Annotated in this window: 21 protein-coding genes and 1 pseudogene; 11 read left to right on the forward strand and 11 right to left on the reverse strand. The window is 71.3% G+C overall.

Annotated features, from left to right (window positions below):
* Window positions 1–60 precede the first annotated feature (60 nt).
* Window positions 61–267, forward strand: a complete 207-nt coding sequence (locus SM452_RS28665; RefSeq protein WP_355508184.1) for a hypothetical protein — start codon at window positions 61–63, stop codon at window positions 265–267.
* Between the two features lie 9 nt (window positions 268–276).
* Here the strand turns inward: SM452_RS28665 and SM452_RS28670 are convergent, their stop codons facing one another.
* Window positions 277–1,422, reverse strand: a complete 1,146-nt coding sequence (locus SM452_RS28670; protein ID WP_114921088.1) for a polysaccharide pyruvyl transferase family protein — start codon at window positions 1,420–1,422, stop codon at window positions 277–279.
* A gap of 74 nt (window positions 1,423–1,496) precedes the next feature.
* The gene (locus tag SM452_RS28675; protein WP_463841076.1) at window positions 1,497–2,075 is read right to left on the reverse strand and encodes a TetR/AcrR family transcriptional regulator; all 579 of its coding nucleotides are present in this window, start codon (window positions 2,073–2,075) and stop codon (window positions 1,497–1,499) included.
* A 92-nt stretch (window positions 2,076–2,167) separates the two neighbouring features.
* Here SM452_RS28675 and SM452_RS28680 point away from each other — a divergent pair, with 92 nt between their 5' ends.
* Together SM452_RS28680 and SM452_RS28685 are read left to right on the forward strand one after the other, a co-directional pair.
* On the forward strand, window positions 2,168–2,743 hold the full coding sequence (locus SM452_RS28680; protein WP_463841077.1) for a dihydrofolate reductase family protein: 576 nt from the start codon (window positions 2,168–2,170) through the stop codon (window positions 2,741–2,743).
* A gap of 41 nt (window positions 2,744–2,784) precedes the next feature.
* Window positions 2,785–3,717: a phosphotransferase family protein gene (locus SM452_RS28685; protein WP_463841078.1), complete on the forward strand. Its 933-nt coding sequence runs from the start codon at window positions 2,785–2,787 to the stop codon at window positions 3,715–3,717.
* 195 nt (window positions 3,718–3,912) lie between these two features.
* Here the strand turns inward: SM452_RS28685 and SM452_RS28690 are convergent, their stop codons facing one another.
* From SM452_RS28690 to SM452_RS28710, 5 genes are all read right to left on the reverse strand, one after another.
* Entirely contained in the window at window positions 3,913–5,127 is a 1,215-nt protein-coding gene (locus SM452_RS28690) for an ROK family transcriptional regulator (RefSeq protein ID WP_355508192.1), read from the reverse strand.
* Between the two features lie 153 nt (window positions 5,128–5,280).
* Window positions 5,281–7,302, reverse strand: coding sequence for a hypothetical protein (locus tag SM452_RS28695; RefSeq protein WP_355508194.1), 2,022 nt, complete (start codon window positions 7,300–7,302; stop codon window positions 5,281–5,283).
* A complete protein-coding gene (locus SM452_RS28700; protein ID WP_355508196.1) occupies window positions 7,302–8,456 on the reverse strand; it encodes a 5'-methylthioadenosine/S-adenosylhomocysteine nucleosidase family protein in 1,155 nt (384 codons plus the stop codon). Before SM452_RS28700 ends, SM452_RS28695 begins: the two co-directional genes overlap by 1 nt.
* Window positions 8,453–9,184: an NUDIX hydrolase gene (locus tag SM452_RS28705; RefSeq protein WP_355508198.1), complete on the reverse strand. Its 732-nt coding sequence runs from the start codon at window positions 9,182–9,184 to the stop codon at window positions 8,453–8,455. The genes SM452_RS28700 and SM452_RS28705 overlap by 4 nt, the downstream gene beginning before the upstream one ends.
* A gap of 442 nt (window positions 9,185–9,626) precedes the next feature.
* The gene (locus SM452_RS28710; protein WP_355508200.1) at window positions 9,627–10,502 is read right to left on the reverse strand and encodes a universal stress protein; all 876 of its coding nucleotides are present in this window, start codon (window positions 10,500–10,502) and stop codon (window positions 9,627–9,629) included.
* Between the two features lie 104 nt (window positions 10,503–10,606).
* On the opposite strand from SM452_RS28710, the gene SM452_RS28715 reads away from it, so the two are divergent.
* The gene (locus SM452_RS28715; RefSeq protein WP_355508202.1) at window positions 10,607–11,065 is read left to right on the forward strand and encodes a MarR family winged helix-turn-helix transcriptional regulator; all 459 of its coding nucleotides are present in this window, start codon (window positions 10,607–10,609) and stop codon (window positions 11,063–11,065) included.
* A gap of 74 nt (window positions 11,066–11,139) precedes the next feature.
* Window positions 11,140–12,567: an MFS transporter gene (locus SM452_RS28720; RefSeq protein ID WP_463841079.1), complete on the forward strand. Its 1,428-nt coding sequence runs from the start codon at window positions 11,140–11,142 to the stop codon at window positions 12,565–12,567.
* 1 nt (window position 12,568) lies between these two features.
* On the opposite strand, the gene SM452_RS28725 is transcribed toward SM452_RS28720, so the two are convergent.
* Entirely contained in the window at window positions 12,569–13,366 is a 798-nt protein-coding gene (locus SM452_RS28725) for an alpha/beta fold hydrolase (protein WP_355508205.1), read from the reverse strand.
* Window positions 13,367–13,422: 56 nt separating this feature from the next.
* The gene (locus SM452_RS28730) at window positions 13,423–14,007 is read right to left on the reverse strand and encodes a helix-turn-helix domain-containing protein (protein ID WP_091421325.1); all 585 of its coding nucleotides are present in this window, start codon (window positions 14,005–14,007) and stop codon (window positions 13,423–13,425) included.
* Window positions 14,008–14,087: 80 nt separating this feature from the next.
* Here SM452_RS28730 and SM452_RS28735 point away from each other — a divergent pair, with 80 nt between their 5' ends.
* From SM452_RS28735 to SM452_RS28750, 4 genes are all read left to right on the forward strand, one after another.
* Window positions 14,088–15,044, forward strand: coding sequence for an NAD(P)/FAD-dependent oxidoreductase (locus SM452_RS28735; protein ID WP_463841080.1), 957 nt, complete (start codon window positions 14,088–14,090; stop codon window positions 15,042–15,044).
* Between the two features lie 75 nt (window positions 15,045–15,119).
* On the forward strand, window positions 15,120–16,967 hold the full coding sequence (locus SM452_RS28740) for a glycoside hydrolase family 15 protein (RefSeq protein WP_355508209.1): 1,848 nt from the start codon (window positions 15,120–15,122) through the stop codon (window positions 16,965–16,967).
* 201 nt (window positions 16,968–17,168) lie between these two features.
* Window positions 17,169–18,920, forward strand: a complete 1,752-nt coding sequence (locus SM452_RS28745; RefSeq protein ID WP_463841081.1) for an ABC-F family ATP-binding cassette domain-containing protein — start codon at window positions 17,169–17,171, stop codon at window positions 18,918–18,920.
* 132 nt (window positions 18,921–19,052) lie between these two features.
* Window positions 19,053–19,562, forward strand: coding sequence for a DUF3592 domain-containing protein (locus SM452_RS28750; protein WP_357209471.1), 510 nt, complete (start codon window positions 19,053–19,055; stop codon window positions 19,560–19,562).
* Window positions 19,563–19,566: 4 nt separating this feature from the next.
* Here SM452_RS28750 and SM452_RS28755 read toward each other — a convergent pair whose 3' ends face one another.
* Together SM452_RS28755 and SM452_RS28760 are read right to left on the reverse strand one after the other, a co-directional pair.
* Window positions 19,567–19,806 carry a hypothetical protein gene (locus SM452_RS28755; RefSeq protein ID WP_402811431.1) on the reverse strand — a complete coding sequence of 80 codons (240 nt, stop codon included), beginning with the start codon at window positions 19,804–19,806 and terminating at the stop codon, window positions 19,567–19,569.
* Window positions 19,803–20,021: pseudogene (locus SM452_RS28760) on the reverse strand (hypothetical protein). Before SM452_RS28760 ends, SM452_RS28755 begins: the two are co-directional and overlap by 4 nt.
* A gap of 534 nt (window positions 20,022–20,555) precedes the next feature.
* On the opposite strand from SM452_RS28760, the gene SM452_RS28765 reads away from it, so the two are divergent.
* Together SM452_RS28765 and SM452_RS28770 are read left to right on the forward strand one after the other, a co-directional pair.
* Complete coding sequence (locus tag SM452_RS28765; protein ID WP_355508217.1) at window positions 20,556–21,314, forward strand: helix-turn-helix domain-containing protein; 759 nt, start codon at window positions 20,556–20,558, stop codon at window positions 21,312–21,314.
* A gap of 135 nt (window positions 21,315–21,449) precedes the next feature.
* A complete protein-coding gene (locus SM452_RS28770) occupies window positions 21,450–22,007 on the forward strand; it encodes a hypothetical protein (RefSeq protein ID WP_357209469.1) in 558 nt (185 codons plus the stop codon).
* Window positions 22,008–22,155 lie beyond the last annotated feature (148 nt).

Here is a 22,155-nt window from a genome sequence, read left to right on the forward strand (position 1 = left end):
CCACCCCGCTGCCCCGCGTGATCCCCTGCGCGGGCGGGCCGGCCGGGGCAGGATGGGCGCATGGCTTCCACGGTGCAGATCCCCCTGGTGGGCGGTACGGCCGACGGCGAGACCGTCACCGTCGAGCTGGACGTCAACGGCCGCCCGCCGCTGACCCACCACCACCTCGGGTCGAAGGGGCTCGCGGAGGCGCAGATCTACGAGCTGGAGTCGGACGACCAGCCGGGCCGGGAGTGGGTCTACGCCTGGCGCGGCCCGGCGGTCTGACGGCCCGGCTCACAGCGCGTGCGTCAGCGTGCGGGCCCGGATGCTGTCCAGCACGCTGCGGGTCACCTGCGAGGTGCCGCGCGCCTGCTCGCACACCTCCGCGACCCGGCGCGCGGTCGCGTCGGCCCGGGCCTCCCGCTCGTCCCACAGCCGGTCCACCTCGGCCAGCAACGGGCCCTCCACCTCGCGTTCCACGCCGCGCAGCGCCGGCACACCGAGGCGCTGGGCCAGGTCGAAGACCTTTCCGGCGTACGGCAGCGGCAGGAACGGCGTGCCCATCATGGCCGCGAAGATCAGGAAGTGCAGGCGCATGCCGACCGCGAGGTCGAAGTGGCGCATCAGGCCGAGGATCTGCGCCGGGCGGTAGTCGCCGTGCAGGATGCGGCCCCGGTCGGCGGCGGTCATGTGCGACAGCACGCCGTGGGAGTGCCGGATGTCGTCGCGCTCCATCGGCACGAACAGCACGTACGCGTCGATCCGGTGCACCAGGAAGTCACCGATCTGGGCGAGCAGGCGGTGGTAGCCGTCCACGTCGAGCCGTTCGGCGGCCCGGCCCGGCTCGCGCACGCTGAGCCCGACCAGCCGGGAGCCGGCCGGTACGCCCTCCTCGCGCAGCCACTGCTGGGGGAACTCCTCCGGTTCGAGCAGGAACGCGGGGTCGGCGGTCACGGTGATCGGGTTCACCAGGCCGGCCTCCTCCAGCACCATCCGCGACTCCTGGTCGCGGACCGTCACCTCGACGGCCTGCGCCAGCGTCTCGCGCACCATGCCGCTGTCCAGCGTGTCGGTGAGCGGGCCGACCCCGACCGCGTACGTGATCAGCGGCAGCCCTCGTTCCTGGGCGACCCGGACCACCCGCAGGTAACGCCGGGCCTCCTTGTCGTAGAGGATCCCGCCGCCGCCGAGGATGAGCAGGTCGAGCTGGTTGAGCACCGGGGACGAGTCGACCCGGCTGACGCCCTCCCACGGCACCGCCTCGACCTCGGGGTGGGCCAGCGCGGTGTGCGCCGGGTTGCGGGAGAAGACGATGATCCGGGCATGGGGCTCGTGGCGGCGCAGATCGTCCAGCAGACCCGTGAGGATCGCCTCGTCGCCGAGGTTGCGACCGCCGTAGGAGCCGAGCACGCCGATGGTCAGTCCGGTGCGTTCCCTCATCCGTTGCTCCTTCCCAGGGGCGTCCGCGCCAGCGTTCCCGCTGGCCGCCCCGGGTTAACGCAGGGCGAGGAGGCTCAATCGGCGGCGTCGCCGACCAGACGGGAGACCAGGTCCGAGACCACCTGATCGGTGTCGAACCCGGCGTCGATCGAGGTGGTGAGCAGGTCGAGCAGGAGCCCGTCGACCGCGTAGTGCAGCAGCGCCACCTCGTACGCCCCGCCGGGCAGTCCGGCGGCGACGTGGTGGGCGACGTCGTCGGCGTACCCCCGGCGCAGCACGCCGCCGAGCGCGGCCCGCAGCTCCGGGCGGCGCGCGGCCTCCAGCCGCAGCTCGAACAGCGCCCGAGTGAGACCCGGCTCGCGGGTGGTGCGGGCGACGATGTCGCGCAGGTAGTCGGTCATCAGCGCGAGCGACGGCTCGCGGCGGCCGAGGTCGGCCAGCACGGCCGGGTCGGGCGCGATCCGGTCGAAGATCCGTTCGGCCAGGCCGGCGAGCAGCGCCGCGCGGGACGGGAAGTAGTTCGAGGTGGTGCCGGTGGGCACGCCCGCCTCGGCGTCGACCGCCCGGTGGGTCAGCCCCCGTGCGCCCGCGTCGGCGAGCACCCGCAGCCCGGCGTCGGCGAGCAGGGTACGGCGTTCCGGATTCCTGGCCACGCGAACACACTAGCAACAACCACGACAGGTGTTGTACATTCATCGTCGAACCACGACAGCCGTCGTGGATCACCTCGGACATCGGAGCCGGTTTGCGCAAGCTCGTCTACTTCGTCGCCAGCACCCTCGACGGCTTCATCGCCGCACCCGACGGGTCGTTCGACTTCCTCCCCCTGACGCCCGACCTGGCGCCCCACCTGGTGGCCGAGTGGCCCCAGACGCTGCCCACGTTCGCCCACGCCCAGCTCGGCATCGACTCCCCGCCCACCGGCCGCTTCGACACCGTGCTGATGGGCCGCGGCAGCTACGAGCCGGGCCTGAAGCTCGGTGCCACCAGCCCGTACGCCCACCTCGAGCAGTACGTGTTCAGCCGCTCCCTGCCCCCTGCCGACTACCCCGACGTGCACGTCGTCGACGGCGACCCGGCCAACCTCGTCCGCGAGCTGAAGACCCGGCCCGGACGCGACATCTGGCTCTGCGGCGGCGGGCAGCTCGCCGGTCAGCTCCTCGACGAAATCGACGAGCTGGTGGTCAAGCTCAACCCGGTGATCGTCGGCAGCGGCATCAAGCTCGTCGACAGCGGCTTCGACCCACGCCGGCTCACGCTCACCTCGGCGCGCCCGTTCGACGCCGGCGTGGTCGTCCTGCACTACACGCGCAACGATTAACCCGGTTGCCCCGGACGGCGGGCGGCACGCACCGTGGAGCGGTGACGAAGACCCGGCTGCACTGGCACGAACTACCCGCACACGTCCGCCACGGGGTCGAGGCCGTCCTCGGCGACCGGGTGGTGGCGGCGCTGTCGCAGCCGGGCGGCTTCTCCCCCGGCACCGCCGACCGCGTCCGTACCGCAGGCGGTGGCCGGGCCTTCGTCAAGGCGGTCAGCCCGGCGCAGAACGACCGCAGCCCCGACCTGCACCGCGCCGAGGCCCGCATCGCCGCCGCCCTGCCGCCGGACACGCCCGCGCCCCGGCTGCTCGGCAGCTACGACGACGGGCACTGGATCGCGCTGGTCTTCGCCGACGTCGAGGGCCGGCACCCGGTCACCCCGTGGCGGGCCGGCGAGCTGGCCGCCGTGCTGTCCACGCTGGAGACCATGGCCGCCGCGCTCACCCCGGCACCCGCCGTCGCGACCACACCCACCGCCGCCGAACGGCTCGCCCACGACTTCGGCGGGTGGCGGCGCCTCGCGGCCGACCCGCCGGCCGACCTCGACCCGTGGGCCCGGTCCCACCTGCCCGAACTGTGCGCCGCCGCCGACCGGGGACTGGCCGCGCTCGACGGCGGCACGCTCTGCCACGTCGACGTGCGCGCCGACAACCTGCTGCTCGGCCCGGACGGGTCGGTCACCGTCGTCGACTGGCCGTGGGCCTGCCGCGGGCCGGCCTGGCTGGACACGTTGCTCACCGTCGTCAACGTGCAGGTGTACGGCGGACACGACCCCGACGCGCTGCTGGCCGCCCAGGCATTGACCGCAGGTGCCGACCCGGCCGACCTGACCGGAGTGCTCGCGGGGTTCACCGGGTTCTTCCTCGACGGCGCCCGCCAGCCACCCCCACCCGGCATCCCGACCGTGCGGGCGTTCCAGCGCCTGCAGGGCGAAGCACTGCTCCCCTGGCTCACCCACCGCCTGAAGACCTGACCCGCCCTCGCGCCCCCGCCCCCGCCCAGGCGCACCCCCGGCGGCCGTCCTCCGCGGCCGCTCGCGTCGCCGAGCGCCCACCTCCGCCGATCTTGGAGTTATGGCGCCCCGGATATCCTTTTTGCGCGCCTTATGAGGTGCCACAACTTCAAGATCGCCGAGGCGCGGACGCGCGGCGGCGCGGACGGCGCGGCCTCAGCTGGAAGCGGGGACGCGCAGGGGGTCGGCGAACAAGGGTGCGAAGCCCAGTTCGGCGGCGCCGATCAACGTCGCGTCGTAGCCGAGCGCGGACACACGCAGCCGGGCCTTGTCGCGGGAGATGGGCAGCACGTTCGCGGCGATCCGGCTGCGGACGTGACTGGCGCAGACCGGGAAGACCTCGCTGAGCGTGCCTCCGAAGATCACCACGCCGGGGTTGAACAGGTTGATCACGTTTGCCACGCCGATGCCCAGCCAGTCACCGATGTGCCGCAGCGCCTCCTGCGCTGCCGGTTCCCCCTGAGCGGCGGCGGCGACCACGGCGCGTACCGCCTCGCGCCCCTTCTCCCGCGCGGGGCGGCCCGCGACGTCGAGCAGCGCCCGCTCGCCGACCTCGGCCTCCAGGCACCCGCGCGAGCCGCAGCCGCACGGCCGCCCCTGGTACGGGTTCACGAGCATGTGCCCGACCTCGGAGGCGTACCCGCCGTCGCCGTCGAGCAGTTCCCCGCCGACGATGATCCCGCCGCCGACACCCACGTCCCCGTGCAGGTAGACGAGGTTCTGCACGCCGACCCCGGCGCCGCGCTGATGCTCGGCCAGCGCCCCGAGGTGTGCCTCGTTGCCGACCAGGACGGGCAGGCCCAGGTCCAGCCGCCGGGCCAGCTCGGCACCGAACGCCTGGTCGACCCACCCCATGTCCGGTCCGAAGCGGACCATGCCGTCGCCCGGCCGGATCATGCCGCAGTAGGAGGCGCCCACGCCGACGCAGACCGATCCGGGTGGCGCGGCATGGTGCAGGGCCCGCCCGAAGTCGGCGAGCACCGAGACCACGGAGTCGAGGTCGGCACCGGCCCGTGGCCGTTCCGCCTCCAGCCGCGCCGCCACCACACCGCCGAGCCCGACGCGGGCGGCCACGAGCCGGTCCACAGCGATGTCGAAGGCGAGGACGTAGACGGTGTCGGAGGCGGGACGCACCACACGCGAGGGACGCCCGGCCCGACCGCTGCCGCTCGCCGTCACCTCGCGCACCAGGCCGGCCGCCGCCAGTTCCGCGGTGAGTGCCATGACCGTGCTGCGGTTGACGCCCATCCACTCGGCCAGCTCGACGCGCGTGACCGGGCCGGTCAGGTGGACGCGCCGCAGCAGCGCGCCGAGGTTGAGCCGGCGGCTGTCCCCCTGCGCGTGCCGGTCCGCTGCCAGACCTTTCAGCATCGACCACTCCGTCGGATGGCGACTGGCTCGTGGCCCCCAGGGTAGTGGCCATACATTGACCGCTGCCAGCGCATACCCGGAGTACGGCCCCGCCGAACGTCGGAGTTGCTTCCGACGACCAAAGAGCCCACGACGACCCATTGACAAACTCGACTATTTTGTGCCGCGCTTCCGACGAGCCTTGTCATCGGATCCACGGATAGCGCTGCCGAGTTCCGCGAGTCTCTCGTCGGCACGGCGGCGTCGGTGCTTCACCCATTCTTTGCCTTCGGCAGCAACACCTTCGAGTACGTGCAAGGTGTTCCCAAGCCCAGCGGCGTCGAGCGACAGCTCGGCGATCTTGGTGGCGCTCTCGTCGTACTGGAGGGTTTCGTTCTCGGGTTCGCTCACTCGGAGCGAGATCGGCTCTCCGCTGAACAACGTCAGTTCGAATACCTGCTGCTGCTTGGCGATGCCGTCGATCCGGACCGCGGCGACGGCATCGAAACGATAGTTGAGCCGTTGGGTGACGCGGCTGACGACCGTCTCGAAGTCGAGGTCGATATTTACTTGCCGCACGCCGTCGTCTGTCAGCAGGAACAGCAGCAGACGGTATCGCGAGTAACGCCACGGCCCTTGCGGGTACCGTGCCTTCTTACAAGGGGGAGCAGGCGCCTCGATGAAGGCGTGTGCAATTATCTGGCTCGGGTGGAGCCGGTATTGCCGCATGGCCTTATCGACCAAGACTTTCCGGTCGCTCTCCAACCAGGCAGCCATCTCTGTGTCTGACGGCTTGTCGGACAGCTTCTCGCACCATCGGTGGTACGCCGCCCAGCGTGCCGCATCCTTGACTTCCCTCTCCGCTTGATCGTCGGCGACCCTACGTCGCTCGGCGACGATGCGGAACGAGGACCGCACCGCTGGCACGGCAGACGCCGCCGCGAGCAGGATCCATCCTGCGCCCGTCAGAGGAGCGCTTGTCACGACGGCCGGGACGAACCAGAGGCTTCCGAGGGCGAGCAGAGCCAGCCCGCCGACCTGGAGCGCCTTGGACTTGACCGGCGTGCGCAGTGCCTGACGATAGGCCGTCAGAGTGTCTTGCTCCCACTGCCTTCGCACGTCGCCGACGAGATACCGAACGAGCCAGGCGACGCGGTTGGCGTCGATACGCTGCTCACGGTAAAGCTCGACTAGTTCGTCGCGGAGGTGCCGCTGGATGCCCGCTGTCTGGGAGCGCCAGTAGGTCCGGTCAGTTCCATCGGGAACATATCGACCAAAATAGCGATTGAAAAGCACGTCCATCTTGCGGGCGAAGCCTCCCTGGGGCGCTTCTCGCCCCCGTTGCCGGGGTGGACGGATCTCTGCTTCCTTCGCGCGCAGCCGCGCCGCGCGGTAGTACCGCTCCGCCCCGCCGAGGCAGAAGGCGCCCAGTCCGACCAAGCCGGCGAGCAGTCCGAGCAGCGGGTCGAGCATGCCGCGAGCCGCGACGAGCACAATCATCTGCACCACCGCGAGGGTGAACGCAGCGGCGCCGATACCAGCGCGGAGCTGATCACGAAGAGGGACAGCAGCGGGCCGCACTGGCAATGTCCGAGGTTGGGCGGGTGTGGGATGGAAGAATTTCCAAACCCGGTTGAGTCGGTTCCCGGCTGTGCGCTGCGATTCGGCCAGCGCCACGGACTTTCGCCACATGGCCTCCTGTATCGCGCCGTCGAGCAGTGCCTCAAGATGGCCGTAGATCTCGTCGCGCTGACGCTGCTTCAACGCGTCGATTTCCTTGACTGCACGATCCGTCTCCGCGACGCCAGCAGGAGCCAGGAGGTGATGGATGATCACACTCGAGCCTGCTGCCCATTCATCATGATCGTCGAGGCGGGACAGACCGGCGCAGACGGCCTCGAGATGCTCCAGCTCCTGGTCGGACAGCTGACGCAGCGTGCGTCCGCTCAACAGGGCGATAAGCCGGTAGAACTGGACTTCCGTCGTGAGATAGCCCCTGGCGACCGCCTTCTCAATGAGCATCCGCGCCCGGTCACGCACCCGCCCATCGAGATACTTCAGCCCGAGGGTGAACTCCTCTTCAGGGCTGGAGCCCGGCGGCACCCGGTAGAAGTTGATGTCGCCATGAACTACCCCCGCCTGCACGCCGACGTGGGCATTCCCTTTCGCGACGTTTGTCGTAGTCGAGGCAGTCATCACATCTCCCGCACCACAGCGATGATCGCCGCGAGCCGCACCGCCAACTCAGACACGTCGGCCACTAAGCCCCGCAACCGCAGGAGCGCGACCATCAGACCACTCCTCTTCTCGGTTGTGCCTGCCGAGACGCATGCGGTTGCCGTCTCCAGTTCCGACTCGGCTGCGGCATAGGTTTCTTCGTTCAGTTGCCCGTCAAGGTGGGCCTGCTTGAGACGGGTTCGCAGTTCCGCGATGCTGGCTGCCAGGTCGATCGACTCATCGGCCCCGCCGCCGATAGTGACGTTGCCATTGATCTGCCCGGCCTGTACCCCGACACGGGCGTTGCCGGTGGCGACGTTGCGATTGTTGATCGACATCGTGGAGCTCCTGTCACTCTCGGAACCGCCTTGGCTGGCAGATCCATCGATGATCAGTTCTCGCGCCAACGCGGTGGCGTAGACGGCGGCGTGACGTGCGGCTTTTCGTTGCCAGTCCTGCCCGTCGGTGGCTGCCTTGCTGCCGTCGGCATGGTCGCTAACGCCACGAACGACCACCACGGGCAGGGCACGGTTGAGATGGCCAGCCTGGGCCACGCCAGCCGCCTCCATTTCGATCGCGACAGCATCGTTGTAGTGCTGACGGATCCAGCGGGCCTGTTCGGAGATGCCCGAGTCCTGGACCACCTCTCCCGCAGCGATCGGGCCGAAATGGACGAAGGGATCTGATCCTGGGGGAAGACTGCGACGCCAAACACTGGACCTGGCGACGTGATGGGCGATCTGGTCGGCCTCATGTGGGATCTCCCACGCCTTCGGCCTGGCCTTCAAGCCGTCGTCTTCGCTGGTACCGCCGTGATAGGCATAGATCTTGCTGGCGACGACGACGTCGCCCAGTCGGATGTTGGGCCACAGACCACCGGCGACTCCCACGAACAGCACCGCCGCCGGGGAGAATTCGGCCATCGCCCGCTCCGCGAGCACCGCAGCCGGATGATTGCCCTTCCCAACCAAACCCAGCGCGATCCGGCAGCCGCTCTGGTCGATCCCGCCAACCTCGAAGCGGGTGCCGGCCGGATGGCGGCGCACCTGGAGGTCGACCAGTTGATCGCGAACCGCTTCATACTCAAGGTCCAGTGCCGTGAGAATCACGACGAGGCCGCTGTTCGTGCTCACGTTGTCTCCTTGTTTTCCAGACCATGGGGTCGGGTCATCGGGGGGTGGAGAGTCGTGCAAGGGCCGGGACGGAAAAGCCGAGCGGGACGGCCCCCTTCGGGCTTCTTGTAAGTCGGGCCAGCCGGGACAATGAAGCCGTCCACGCTCTGCACTTTCCGGTAGAAGTTCCGTGGATCCAGTCGCACGCCCCACGCCGCTTCGTAGACCTCCTGGAGCTCTGCGATCGTGAAAGTCGGGCCGCAGAAGGCAGTGGCTATCGCGGAGCGCTCCAGCTTTTCGCGCGCCCGCTCGACACCGTCGGCGAGGATCTGCTCATGATCGAAGGCGAGCTGTGTCTCATCTGACAACGCCTGCGCCACAGGGATCCAACACGCCTGTGAGGCGTCAGTGCCGGCAATCGGCTCGGGCAATCGAGGCGCGATGGCCAGGTAAGCCGCCGAGATTACCCGCCCTCGCGGGTCACGATCCGGCGCACCATAGACGCCGAGTTGCTCGAGGTGCAGTTGATGTGGCCCCAAGCCAGCCTCCTCGGCAAGCTCTCGTTGGGCAGCCTCTACGAGATCTTCCTTCTCATGGTTAAGGAACCCGCCGGGCAGGGCCAAGGCACCTCGGTAGGGCTCGATCCCACGCTCGATCAACAGCACCTGTAGGCAGGATTCCCGCAAAGTGAGGATGACGAGGTCAACCGCAAGAAGAACGGCCGGGGGAACCCAGCGATCGTCAGACATGAATCGACCATAGACTTACTGTCACTCTGACAGGAAGGCGGCCGACTGTCGGATTTCAGCGGGGGCACCGGGAAGGAGGTTGCGTCTTCGACGCCGATGGCGGGCAAGGAGGTCGACACTCGATCGGCGTCCACCCTCAACAGATGGCGGCCCATCAGGCCAAGACGAGCGTGGGTGGCTGGCCGCAACGGGCACCTGACTGCCGGGCGGCTCGCTGAGACTGGTTCGCCGCAGGTTGAGCGGAGAGGGTTGCGAACACACCGAGGTCACCCGGGCCGGGCGGGCACTACCTCCACCGCATTGACTGCCGGGTTGGGCACGACGGCGAGCGGGCCAGCCGGCTGGGCTGGCGGTGGAGGGCGGGTGGAACGTCACGGGTGTCTCCCGCAGGCCGGGAGACACCCGTGATGTTCCAGTCGGCGCGGACGGGCGCGCCGGAGGACTACTCGGCTTCGCGGACCGGGCTCTGCGGCACCACCATCACCGGCCGGTGGGCGCGGTGCAGCGTGGCCATCGCGACGCTGCCGAGCAGGATCTTGCGGACCGCCGTGCGGCCGCGCGAGCCGACCACGACCAGGCTCGCCTTGCGCTCGGTGGCGACGGCGGAGAGCGCGTCGGCCACCGCGCGGCCGGGAGCACCGCCGCCGGCGCGCACGCGCACGGTGGTCACCGGCTGCCCGTCGACGGTGTCCGGCGTGTCCCCCTCGTCGCCGTCCACGGCGGCCAGGACGATCTCCCGCTCGGGGAAGAGGCGGCGGGCGGCGGCGAGCGCGGCCTCGGATCCGCCCGAGGCGTCCCAGCCGACCACCACCGGCCCGGCGGCCAGCGCGTCGTACTCGTCGGTCAGTAGCGGGTGCGGCACGACCAGCACGGGACGCGGGCTGTAGTGCACGGCCATGTCGGAGACGCTGCCGAGCACCGCGCGGGCGCCGCCGAGGCCCCGCGAACCGAGCAGCAGCACGTCGGCCTGTTTCTCGTCGGCCAGCTCGGCGAGGCGGAGCCCTTCACCGCCGTAGCTGCGGCACACGAGCGGCTCGGCGTCCCAGCCGGCGGCCCGGCCCAGCATGACGCCGACCGCAGTCATCCGGTCGGCCTCCCGGCCGCCCTCGCGCTCGATCGCCTCGACGAACACGTTGATGTTGCGGGTGCCGGTCCAGAGCCGCTTGCGGAGTTCCTCGCTGGCGAACGGAGGCGTCCACAGATGCCCGATCCACGCGTGCGCGCCGGGGAACAGCAGCGCGCCCACCTCGATGGCGGCGCTAGCGGCCGGAGACCCGTCGTAACCCACCACCACTTGCCTGCCGTGCTCGTCGCTCACCGCACCCAACCTCTCTCACCGACGACATCTCACAAGATCGTATCCGGGCCCGGACCGCGTCCGAGCCGGATCATCCGCCACGGAATCATCGGTACGCTGGGCGGATGAGCACCCCGGACCTGTCGTACCTACTCGACCACACCAGCCACGTGTTGCGTACCCGGGTGGCGGCGGCGCTCGCCGAGATCGGGCTGACCGCACGGATGCACTGCGTGCTCGCGCACGCGCTGCCCGAGGAGCGTACGCAGATCCAGCTCGCCGAGATGGGCGACATGGACAAGACGACGATGGTGGTGACGGTCGACGCGCTGGAGCGGGCCGGGCTGGCCGAGCGGCGTCCGGCGCGCACGGACCGGCGGGCGCGGATCATCGCGGTCACCGAGGAGGGTGCCCGGGTCGCCGCGCGCAGTCAGGAGATCGTCGACCGGGTGCACGCCGAGGCACTCGCGAGCCTGCCGGAGGACGAGCGGAAGGTCTTCCTGCGCGCGCTGGAGCGCCTGGCCGCCGGTCACCTGGCCACGCCGGTGCAGAGCCCGAAACCGGCCCGCCGCGCCCGCCAATAGTCCCTCAATAGATTGTCTGTAACGGAACTATCCGCTACGGTCTCTCCTGTCGCACCTCTCGACAGGAGGACTCCATGTCCGCTCCCCGCTCCCGGCGGGTCGCCCTCGGCGTGCTCGCCACCGGCGCCCTGATGACCATCCTCGACGGCAGCATCGTCACCGTGGCGATGCCGGCCATCCAGCGCGACCTGCGCTTCTCCCCCGCCGGCCTGAGCTGGGTGGTGAACGCGTACCTGATCGCGTTCGGCAGCCTGCTCCTGCTCGCCGGCCGGCTCGGCGACCTGATCGGGCGCCGGACGATGTTCCTCGGCGGCACCGCGCTGTTCACCGCCGCCTCCGTGCTGGCCGGGGTGGCGGCGAACAGCGCCACGCTCGTCGCGGCCCGCTTCCTCCAGGGCGTCGGCAGCGCGGCGGCCACGGCGGTGAGCCTCGGCATCCTGGTCACGCTCTTTCCCGAGGCCGCCGGGCGGGCGCGGGCGTTCGCCGTGTTCGCGTTCACCGGCGCGGCCGGGGCGGCGATCGGTCAGGTCGCCGGCGGCCTGCTCACCGACGCGCTGGGCTGGCACTGGATCTTCCTGATCAACCTGCCGATCGGCCTTGCGACGATCGCGCTCGCGGTCCGTACGCTGCCCGCCGACCGGGGCCTGGGCCTGGCCGCCGGAGCCGACGTGGCGGGTGCGGTGCTGGTCACCGCCGGGCTGGTGCTCGGCATCTACACGGTGGTCACGATCGAGCGGTACGGCGCGACGTCCGCGCACACGCTCGGCCTGGGCGCGCTCGCCGCCGCGCTGGTCGCCGGGTTCGTGGTCCGGCAGGCCACCGCGCGCCGTCCGCTCATGCCGCTGCGGCTGCTGCGCTCGCGCGGCGTCGCCGTGGCGAACGTGGTGCAGATCCTCACCGTGGCCGCGACGTTCGCGTTCCAGGTCCTCGTCACGCTCTACCTTCAGCAGGTGCTCGGCTACGACGCCACAGGCACCGGGCTGGCGCTGCTGCCGGCAGCGGTAGTCATCGGCGCGGTGTCGCTCGGCGTCTCGGCCCGGCTCAACGCCCGCTTCGGCGAGCGGGCCGTGCTGATCGCCGGGCTCACGCTGCTCGCCGCCATGTTCGCGCTGCTGGCCCGGGTGCCTGCGGACGGCCGCTACCTGCCCGACGTGCTCCCGGTGATGCTGCTCGCCGGCGGGTTCGGACTGGTGCTGCCGGCGCTCACCGCGCTCGGCATGTCCGCCGCGCGCGCCGAGGACGCCGGTCTCGCCTCCGGGCTGTTCAACACCACCCAGCAGCTCGGAATGGCGTTCGGCGTCGCGGTGCTGTCCACGCTGGCCGCCGCCCGTACCGCGGACCGGGTCGCGCTCGGCGACGACCGGGCCGCCGCCCTGACCAGCGGCTTCCACGCGGCGTTCGCGGTCGGCGCGGGGCTCGTGGTGGTCGCCGTCGTGCTCGCGTACGCGCTGCTGCGCCCGCGCACGGCGGAGCGCGCCGACGCCCCGGCGCTCGTGGGGTGAGTCAGCCGGGGGCGCGCGCCGGATGGGTGAGGAACGGCAGCACCGCGGCCGGCAGCGCGGGCGAGGCCACCACGTCGTAGTGGGTGAGCCCCGGCAGCACCGCGAGCCGGGACGCGGGCCGGGCGGCACCGTCGCCGCCCGCGTCCCGGTGGTCGCCGCCGAGCAGGCCGAAGAACTCCGCCGCGTGGCTCACCGGGATCTCGTCCGCGTCGGCGAAGACCAGCAGCACCGGCATGGGCAACGCGGCCACCTCGGCGGACCAGTCGTAGTCCCGGCGCAGCAGTTCCCCGTTGCGGGTCCAGAGCAGCGGCCAGTCCTGCGGGCGGGGCGCCAGCCGCGCGTACCGCTCGTACGGCGGGGTGCCGCGCATGCGCTCGGCGGCGCGCTCGTCGTGGGCGGACATCGCGGCGAGCGTCTCCGGGTACCAGCCGCGCCGCCGGAACGGCGTGGAGACGAGCACCAGGCGGCGGACCAGGGCGGGGTGCTGGATCGCGGTACGCAGGGCCACCCCGCCGCCGAGCGAGTAGCCGAGCACGTCGGCGTTCGGCAGGCCGAGGTGACGCAGCAGCCCGGCCACGTCGTCGGCCATCGACTCGTACCGCAGCGGCCGGTCCAGACCACCGGTGCGGCCGTGGCCCCGCAGGTCGACGGCGATCAGCCGGCGGCGCGCGGCGAGCGCCTGCCGGACCGGCGCGAACGTCTCCGCCGACCCGTATCCGCCGTGCAGCAGGACGAGCGGCTTGCCGACGCCGTGCTCCTCGTACCAGATCCGCAGCCCGCCGACGTCCGCATAGGTCACCCGCCGATCGTCGCGCCCCCGGCGCCGTGGCGGGCGCGTTTACCGGCGCGCCGGTATCAGCGGGACGCGCGGGGGCGGGCGCGCAGGTGGGCGCGTTCACCCTGGCTGCCGAAGAGGCTGAGGAACTCCACCCCCTCGCTGTCGGCGCGGCCGAACCAGTGCGGTACGCGGGTGTCGAACTCGGCCGCCTCACCGGGTTCGAGCACCAGGTCGTGCTCGCCGAGCACGAGCCGCAGCCGCCCGTTGAGCACGTAGACCCACTCGTACCCCTCGTGGGTCTTCGGCTCGGGCTCGGACCGCCCACCGGCCGGGATGATCAGCTTGTACGCCTGGATGCCGCCCGCGCGGCGGGTGAGCGGCAGCATGGTCATCCCGAACGCGGCGACCGGCCGCAGGTGGACGCGGGGGTCGCCGGTTGGTGGGGCGCCGACCAGTTCGTCGAGCGTGACGCCGTGCGCGCGGGCCAGCGGGAGCAGCAGTTCCAGCGTCGGCTTGCGGCCGCCGGACTCCAGCCGGGACAGCGTGCTCACCGAGATGCCGGTGGCGGCGGAGAGGTCGGTGAGCGTGGTCTCCCGCTCGCGGCGCAGCGCGCGCAGCCGGGGGCCGACCGCGTCGAGGGCCTGATCGAGGTCGTCGTCCATGCCCATGAGTTTGCCACATCAGCAACAGAGTTTGCAGTTCTGCTGGACCTCGCCGCAGTCTGGTCGCGGAGGTGGTCACGATGACCGAGAACTACGAGGTACTGGTGATCGGCGGCGGCGCGGCCGGGCTCAACGGCGCGCTCATGCTGGCCCGGGCACGCCGGTCGGTGCTGGTGGTGGACGGGGGCGAGCCGCGCAACGCGCCCGCCGACGGCGTGCACGCCCTGCTGGGGCACGACGGCGTGCCGCCGGCCGAGCTGCTGGCGCGCGGCCGCGACGAGGTGCGCCGCTACGGCGGGCACCTGACCGAGGGCCGGGTCGAGACGGTGGACCGCGACGGCGACGGGTTCGCGGTGGCGCTCGCCGACGGCCGCCGGGTACGCGCCGGGCACGTGCTGGTCGCCACCGGCCTGATCGACGAGCTGCCCGACGTGCCCGGCCTGCGCGAGCGCTGGGGGCGGGACGTGGTGCACTGCCCGTACTGCCACGGCTGGGAGGTGCGCGAGCGGCCGATCGGGGTGATCGGCACCGGCCCGATGTCGGTGCACCAGACGCTGCTGTTCCGGCAGTGGAGCGACGACGTGGTCTACCTGCGGCACACCGCGCCGCCGCTCACCGACGAGCAGGCCGAGCAGCTCGCCGCGCGCGGCGTGCCGGTGGTCGAGGGCGAGGTCGCGGCCGTCGAGACGGCCGGGGACCGGCTGACCGGGGTACGCCTGCGCGACGGCCGAACCGTCGAGCGCGAGGTGCTCACCGTCGCGCCCCGGATGGTGGCGCGCGCCGGGTTCCTGGCCGGGCTGGGCCTGCGCCCGCAACCGCACCCCAGCGGGATGGGCGAGTACCTGCCGGCCGACGAGTCGGGGCGTACCGATGTGCCCGGGGTGTGGGTCGCGGGCAACGTGACGAACCTGTCGGCGCAGGTCGGCGCCGCCGCGGCGGCGGGCGCCTGGACCGCGGCGATGATCAACGCGGATTTGGTGCAGGCGGAGACCCGGCGGGCGGTCGAGGCGCACCGTGGCGCGCGGGCGGGTGGGTGACCAAGAATCATCCCTAACCTGACAATTCTTCCCCTAGGTTGAGTCGGAGAGGGCAGTCGGAACCTGGGGGGCGATGTGAAGGGCTATCCGGCGATCGAGGATCACGGGCTCATCGGCGACCTGCAGACCGCCGCGCTGGTGACCTGTGACGGAACGATCGACTGGTTCTGCGCGCCACGCTTCGACTCGCCGAGCATCTTCGCCGCGCTGCTCGACAAGGACAAGGGCGGCTTCTTCCAGATCGCCCCGCACGAGGTCCGGTACGTCACCAAGCAGCTCTACCTGCCCGGCACACCGATCCTGATCACCCGGTTCATCAGCGCGGACGGCGTCGCCGAGGTGATGGACTTCATGCCGGTCACCGGCGAGCGGGTCACCGACTCGCACCGCGTCGTGCGCATGGTCAACATGGTGCGCGGCAGCATGCGCTTCCGGGTGGAGTGCCGGCCCCGGTTCGACTACGCACGCCAGAGCCACGAGCTGGAGCGGCACCGCAACGGTTACCTGTTCCGCAGCCCGTCCGCGACGCTCACCTTCAACCCGATCGACCCGGTTCGGCAGCTGTGGGCCCAGACCGGCGAGATCCGCATGGAGGGCGGCGACCTCATCGCGTACGGCACCCTCAACGAGGGCGACACCGGCGGGGTGATCCTGGAGACCGGAAGTGAGGAACCCCGGACCATCCCGCAGGAAGAGGTCCAGGGCATGTTCGAGTGGACCCGGGACTACTGGCGGCGCTGGGTCGAACGCTCCCGCTACACCGGCCGCTGGCGGGAGATGGTCGAGCGCTCGGCGATCACGCTCAAGCTCATGACGTACGCGCCGACCGGCGCGATGATCGCCGCCCCGACCGCCGCGCTGCCCGAGCTGGTCGGCGGCTCCCGCAACTGGGACTACCGCTACACCTGGGTACGCGACACCTCGTTCTCGGTGCACGCGCTGCTCGGCCTCGGGTTCACCGAGGAGGTCAGCCGGTACATGGACTGGCTCGACGAGCGCATCCGCGAGGCCGGCGACCACCAGGACCCCCTGAAGATCATGTACCGGGTGGACGGGTCCTCGGACCTGCACGAGGAGGTGCTCGACCACCTGGAGGGGTACCGGGGCTCCCGCCCGGTGCGGATCGGCAACGGCGCGGCCGACCAGATCCAGCTCGACATCCACGGCGAGGCGCTGTACGCCATGCACCTCGCCGACGAGCAGGGCATCCGTGTGTCGCACCAGGTGTGGAAGAGCACCGTGCGCCTGATCGACTGGCTCTGCCACAACTGGGACCAGCGCGACGCCGGGATCTGGGAGAGCCGCCACCACCCCCGCAACTACACGTTCGGCCGGGTGATGTCCTGGGTGGCGCTGGACCGGGCCATCCGCCTGGCCACCCGCACCGGCCGGCCCGGGGACATGCACTGCTGGACCGAGCAGCGCAACCGGATCTACAACCAGGTCATGGCCCGCGGTTACCACCGGGAACGCGGCAGCTTCGTGCAGGCGTACGACGAGAACGTGCTCGACGCCGCGCTGCTCTACATGCCGGCGGTCGGTTTCGTCACGCCCAGCGACCCGCTCTGGCTGTCCACGCTGGAGTCGATCGAGCGGGATCTCGTCTCGGACAGCCTGGTCCACCGGTACGACCCGCTGCACTCCCCCGACGGGCTGCCCGGCCACGAGGGCACGTTCAACATGTGCACCTTCTGGTACGTCGAGGCGCTGGCCCGCTCCGGCCGGCTGGACGACGCCCGACTCACCCTGGAGAAGATGTTCACCTTCAGCAACCACCTCGGCCTCTACGCCGAGGAGATCGCCTCCACCGGTGAGCAGATCGGCAACTACCCGCAGGCGTTCAGCCACCTCGCGCTGATCAACTCGGCGCTGGCGGTGAACGACCTGCTCGACGCCGAGGCCTCCGCCCGCCTGCGCCGATAATCCCGGTGATCTCCGGTCCTGCTCCGGGTAGTGTCGACCGCATGAGGTTCCACGCCGCCGTCATGAAGCCCTGGTCCCTCCGCTGACGGCGGCAGGGTGACCGGCTTCTTCTGACGTACCAGCTCTGCTCCGCCGTCCTGGCGTTCCCGCCGGGCGGTGTCCTCGCGCTGCCCGGCTCCACGACGAGCCGAAGAGCGGACTGTGAACAACCTCGACAACATCCCTTCATCCCCGTTCGCCTCGAACAGCCTGCTGCCCGCCGGGCACCGGGCGCACGTCCGGGCCGACGGCGTCCGCGTCGTACGCGGCGGCCGGGTCGTGCTGTCCGACGTCGGCGTGACCGTCTCCGCCGGATCCCGCCTGGCGGTCGTCGGCGAGAACGGCCGCGGCAAGACCACACTGCTTCACGTGCTGGCCGGCATCCTCGTGCCCGACCAGGGCACCGTGGAACGGCTGGGCACGATCGGCGTCGCCCGGCAGAACCTGGAGGCACGCAGCGGCGAGACGGTGGGCACGCTCGTCCACGGGGCGATCCGGGAGTCCGAACGCGCGCTGCGGGCACTGGACGACGCCGCCGACGCGCTGGCCGAGGGCCGGGCGGGCGCGGACGACGCGTACGCGGCAGCGCTCGACGCGGCGACCCGGCTGGACGCCTGGGACGCGCAGCGTCGCGTCGACGTGGCGCTGGCCGGTCTCGACGCCTGCCCGGACCGGGACCGCCCGCTGGCGACGCTGTCGGTCGGCCAGCGCTACCGGGTCCGGCTGGCGTGCCTGCTCGGGGCGCGGGTCGACCTGCTGATGCTGGACGAGCCGACCAACCACCTCGACGCGGACAGCCTGGCCTTCCTCACCGCGCGGCTGCGCGAGCACCCGGGCGGCGTGGTGCTGGTGACCCACGACCGCGCCCTGCTGCGGGACGTGGCCACGGAGTTCCTGGACCTCGACCCCAGCGCGGACGGGCGACCGCGCCGCTATGCCGGGGACTACGCCGCCTGGCAGGACGGGCGCCGCCGCGACTTCGCGCACTGGGTACGCGACCACGAGGCGCAGCAGGCCGAGCACCAGCGGCTGGCCGACGCGGTACGGGAGGCGCAGGGCCGGCTCAGCACCGGCTGGCGTCCGGAGAAGGGCCACGGCAAGCACCAGCGCCAGTCCCGCGCGCCCGGCCTGGTCCAGGCGCTGCGTCGCCGGCAGGAGGCGCTCGACGAGCACCGGATCACCGTCCCGGAGCCGCCGCAGCCGCTGCGCTGGCCGCCGCTGGACACCCGGGCCGGACTGCCGATCCTGCGGTGCCACGACGTGACGGTGACCGGGCGCCTGCGTACCCGGGTCACGCTCACGCTCGACGGCGGGGACCGCCTGCTGGTGACCGGGCCCAACGGCGCGGGCAAGTCGACGCTGCTCTCCGTGCTGGCCGGCGACCTCGCGCCGTCGACCGGCGAGGTCCGTCACCCGTCCGGCGCGCGGGTGGCGTACCTCGGTCAGGAGGTGCCCGACTGGCCGGAGGCGATGCGCGCCCACGACCTGTACGAGCAGCACGTGGGACGGCTCCACTCCACCGGGCGTCTCGGCTCCGGCACCGCCCTGCCGCTGGGCGCGACGAACCTGCTCGACGCCGAGGCCCGGCGTACCCCGGTCGGCCGGATGTCGCACGGACAGCAACGGCGGCTGAACCTGGCGCTGCGCCTGGCCGAACGTCCCGACCTGCTGATCCTCGACGAACCCACGAACCACCTGTCCGCGCCGCTCGTCGACGACCTCACCGCGGCCCTGCTGACGACCCGGGCGGCGGTAGTAGTCGCCACCCACGACCGGCAGATGCTCCACGACCTGGCGGCCTGGCCCACGCTGCCGCTCGCCGCCCCGGTCCCGGACCGGCGGGTGGCGGCGTTCGCCCCTCCGACGCCGCCAGGTCGTTCGATCACAGAGGGTCATGCGTCTCCGGAAGAGTGATACTCCGAGCGATATGCCTGAGAGTCATAAACATGCCTCTCAGGCATACTCACTTCTCGTCACCACGTCCTCACCGGGCTGGACCGGCTGGCTACCGTCGGGTCCCGGGACAGTCAGCGAAGGAGCGGCGGGATGGCTGTCGACGGAGCGGACGCCGGGCACGTCGGCCGCCCCTCGCGCTACGAGGAGGCCGTCCTCGGCCTGCTGCGGGGCGACGGGGCGACCGCGCTGACAGCCGGCCTCTGGCTGCTCGTCACGTCCCTGTTCACCGGGCTGTTCCTGACCTTCGTCGGCTGGCAGGTGTGGGAGAACCGCATGCTGGAGACCAGGGGCCGGATCGCCGAGGCGCAGGTGGTGCGCGCCAACTACGAGGGGCGCGGCAAGTCCCTGAACGTCGTCTACATGTCGGGACCGGTGGGCACGACGGCGATCCTGGAGAACCCGGCGCACCGGCCGGCCGCAGGCGACGTGATAGCGGTCCGCTACGACCCCCGGCACCCCACCCACCTGCGGGAAGCCGACGCGCCGATCTGGCGGTGGCCGGACTTCCTGGTGACCGTGCCGCCGGCCGTGGCGGGCTGCCTCGTCGTACCGGCGGAATGGATGCGGTTCCGGCGGCGGCTGTGGGAGCGGCGCGGCTGAGCAGTCACCGCCCCTGCGGACCGGCCTCCCGGGTCCATCCGACGAAGCGGCGGTGCAGTGCACCGGCCGGCGCCCAGGGCATGTCCTCGGAGGCCTGCACGAGGTAGGCGCCGAGGTAGAGGGCCAGCGACACCGGCGCACCGGCGTACTCCGCGCGCAGCTCACGCTTGCGCGTCGCGCAGGGCCAGGGCCCGTCGCAGCCGCCGCAGGTCCAGACCGGCATGACCGGGCCGTGGGTGGTCACCGCGCGCCCTCCAGGAACCGCGCGGTGACCGCCCGCGCCTGCCGGCTGGTCGCCCATTCCACCTGCCAGCAGGGGTACGGCGTCTCCTCCGGCCCGCCGATCACTCGTCACTCCCCTGCGGCCAGTGACCACGATTGATCGGAAGCCGGTGCCGCGAATGACAGGGCAGGTCGGCGCCGCACCGGCAGACCCGTCTCCACCGTCGCCAGCACCAGACCGGCCGATGCCGCCGGGCGAACGTCAACGCAGCGGCGGACAGGTACGCGTCGTACGAGACGCGGCGCTCCCGCTCTCGCGAGGCGTCGCCTGCCGGGGGCCGTTGTCCGCCTCGCGCCTGGTCCAGCAAGCGCCGTCGGGCGATCTCCTGCTCCATCGCCTGGAGGCGCTCGCCGAAACCGGACACCGCCGACGACGGAAGGTACCGACCGACGAGCCGCCGCAGAAGCAAGGGAATCCCGAACCGGGACAGTGCGGTCCTGAGCCCACCGACGCCCTCGCCGAGAGCCGCCTCAGCAGCGGCGAGAGGTCGCCTCTCTGTCGCCTCTCGGTCCACCGCGTGGATCTGTTCGCTACGGCTCATCGACGGTTCGTCGCCAGTGCTCGGCATCTCCACCTCCGTCAGGGAAAACACGCGGCCATCTTCAGCCGCTGCCCGTCCACAGTGACGTCTCGGTGGCACCGATCGCGACGGCACAAGAGCCGACAAGCCGACCACATAGGTGGCGACATTCAGGCGACATAGCATTATCGTGGCGGGCATGACCGCCCCCAACACGGTTCTGCGCGGCGTCCGTACCGGAATGCGCATGAGCCAGGACGACTTCGCCCGCGCGCTCCAAGCCGCCGGCCACCGCGTCGGCGAGCCCAACGACGCCAACAAGCGACTCGTCCAGCGATGGGAGTCCGGTGTGATCGCCGCACCGCGCCCCGTCTATGCCCGCGCCCTGGAGGTCGTCACCGGTCTGCCCATCTCACTGCTCGGCTTCGCCGCGGTGCCCGGTGGACACGTGGCCGACGACAAACATGGCGGCCACGACCTGACCTCACCCGTATCGAGCCTGGTCACGCCGACGCCGACGCCCAAGCCCGCCACGGCCCACAGGTCGTACGAGGGCGTGTGGCTCAGCCGCTACCAGTACTACTCCAGCGGCCGGGAGGAGTCCTTCGCCGGACAACACTTCGTCGTCCTGCTCCAGCACGGCGACAGGCTAACCGCGCGCAGCCTGCCCGGATCGGCGTCCTCGTCTCTGTCGCTGGACCTGACCGTGGACGGTGCCGTCATCACCGGCACGTGGGTGGAGCAGACCGACCCGGCCGGCTACTACCGGGGCGCCCGCTATCACGGGGCGATCCAGCTTCTGGCCGAGCCGACGGGCCGACGGATGGCTGGGAAGTGGGTCGGATTCGGCAAGGACATGGCCGTGAACACCGGCCCGTGGGAGCTCGTCTTCCGCGACGCGTCGACCTCCAAGGCGACGCTGGACCGGTACAACACGTCAGCGACGTAGAGGCCGCACCATCGCCTCGGCTGGCGGGCGTGAACGGTGTTCGTGTCGACTACTCTGCAGCGGAATGCGGCACGGCAGGGTGTTCGCATCCAGGCGAGGCGCACATCGTGCTCGCGACGACAACAGGAGAACGCTGTGACAGTCCGCGCCATGGGCCGGCCGTTGACCCGACTGGAAGCCGCCCAGGCGCAGGCAGAGCACGTGCTCGGTGCCCGGAAGGCCAAGCGGATCGCGATGTTCGGCAACGGCACGCTGTATGTCAAGGCCGGCACGATGGCGCAGGTCATGTCCTGGCTCATCGACTTCGTGGTGTGCCTGTTCGCTGTCGCGGTAGGTGTCGTCGCCCTGTCCGTGGTGGACCGTGCGGTAACCCTCTCCGGCGGCGCCCTCGCCGGGGCGGTGCTCGCGTTGTTCGTACTGGTGCCGGTGCTCTACGGCCTCTGCTACGGCAACGGCCGGGCGCTCGGCGGCGTCCTCACCGGCACGCAGCTCGTGCGGGCCAAGGACGGCGGACGGATCGGCGTCAAGGCGTGCTGGGCCATGCTGGTCCGGACGCTGTTCATGCCGGTCCTGTCCGTCGTGCTGGTGGTGAGCGCGTTCAGTACCGGTTCCGCGGATGCACCCGGTTCGCTCGTGCGGACCAGCATCGACCCGGACGCCACCCGGCGCCTCCACGCCGCGGGCATCCGCTGACCCGTCACCACACCGCACCGCGACGGCCGACGCTGCCCTCGTACATCGCCTAGGAGCGTGTCTCAGTAACCGGCAACTGCCGGGGTGATTGCGGTCGCTCGTCCTGGGCCTGCCTCGCGGGTGGCCGGGTTGTGCTGGTCGGGGAAGT

Source organism: Micromonospora sp. SYSU B005, assembly GCF_055362685.1.

Coding starts and splice junctions, on each gene's coding strand:
- SM452_RS28720 (WP_463841079.1), top strand. CDS start 11,140: ATGTCCGCTCCCCGCTCCCGGCGGGTCGCCCTCGGCGTGCTCGCCACC.
- SM452_RS28695 (WP_355508194.1), bottom strand. CDS start 7,302: ATGACTGCCTCGACTACGACAAACGTCGCGAAAGGGAATGCCCACGTC.
- SM452_RS28730 (WP_091421325.1), bottom strand. CDS start 14,007: ATGGACGACGACCTCGATCAGGCCCTCGACGCGGTCGGCCCCCGGCTG.
- SM452_RS28715 (WP_355508202.1), top strand. CDS start 10,607: ATGAGCACCCCGGACCTGTCGTACCTACTCGACCACACCAGCCACGTG.
- SM452_RS28735 (WP_463841080.1), top strand. CDS start 14,088: ATGACCGAGAACTACGAGGTACTGGTGATCGGCGGCGGCGCGGCCGGG.
- SM452_RS28670 (WP_114921088.1), bottom strand. CDS start 1,422: ATGAGGGAACGCACCGGACTGACCATCGGCGTGCTCGGCTCCTACGGC.
- SM452_RS28690 (WP_355508192.1), bottom strand. CDS start 5,127: ATGCTGAAAGGTCTGGCAGCGGACCGGCACGCGCAGGGGGACAGCCGC.
- SM452_RS28705 (WP_355508198.1), bottom strand. CDS start 9,184: ATGTCTGACGATCGCTGGGTTCCCCCGGCCGTTCTTCTTGCGGTTGAC.
- SM452_RS28665 (WP_355508184.1), top strand. CDS start 61: ATGGCTTCCACGGTGCAGATCCCCCTGGTGGGCGGTACGGCCGACGGC.
- SM452_RS28750 (WP_357209471.1), top strand. CDS start 19,053: ATGGCTGTCGACGGAGCGGACGCCGGGCACGTCGGCCGCCCCTCGCGC.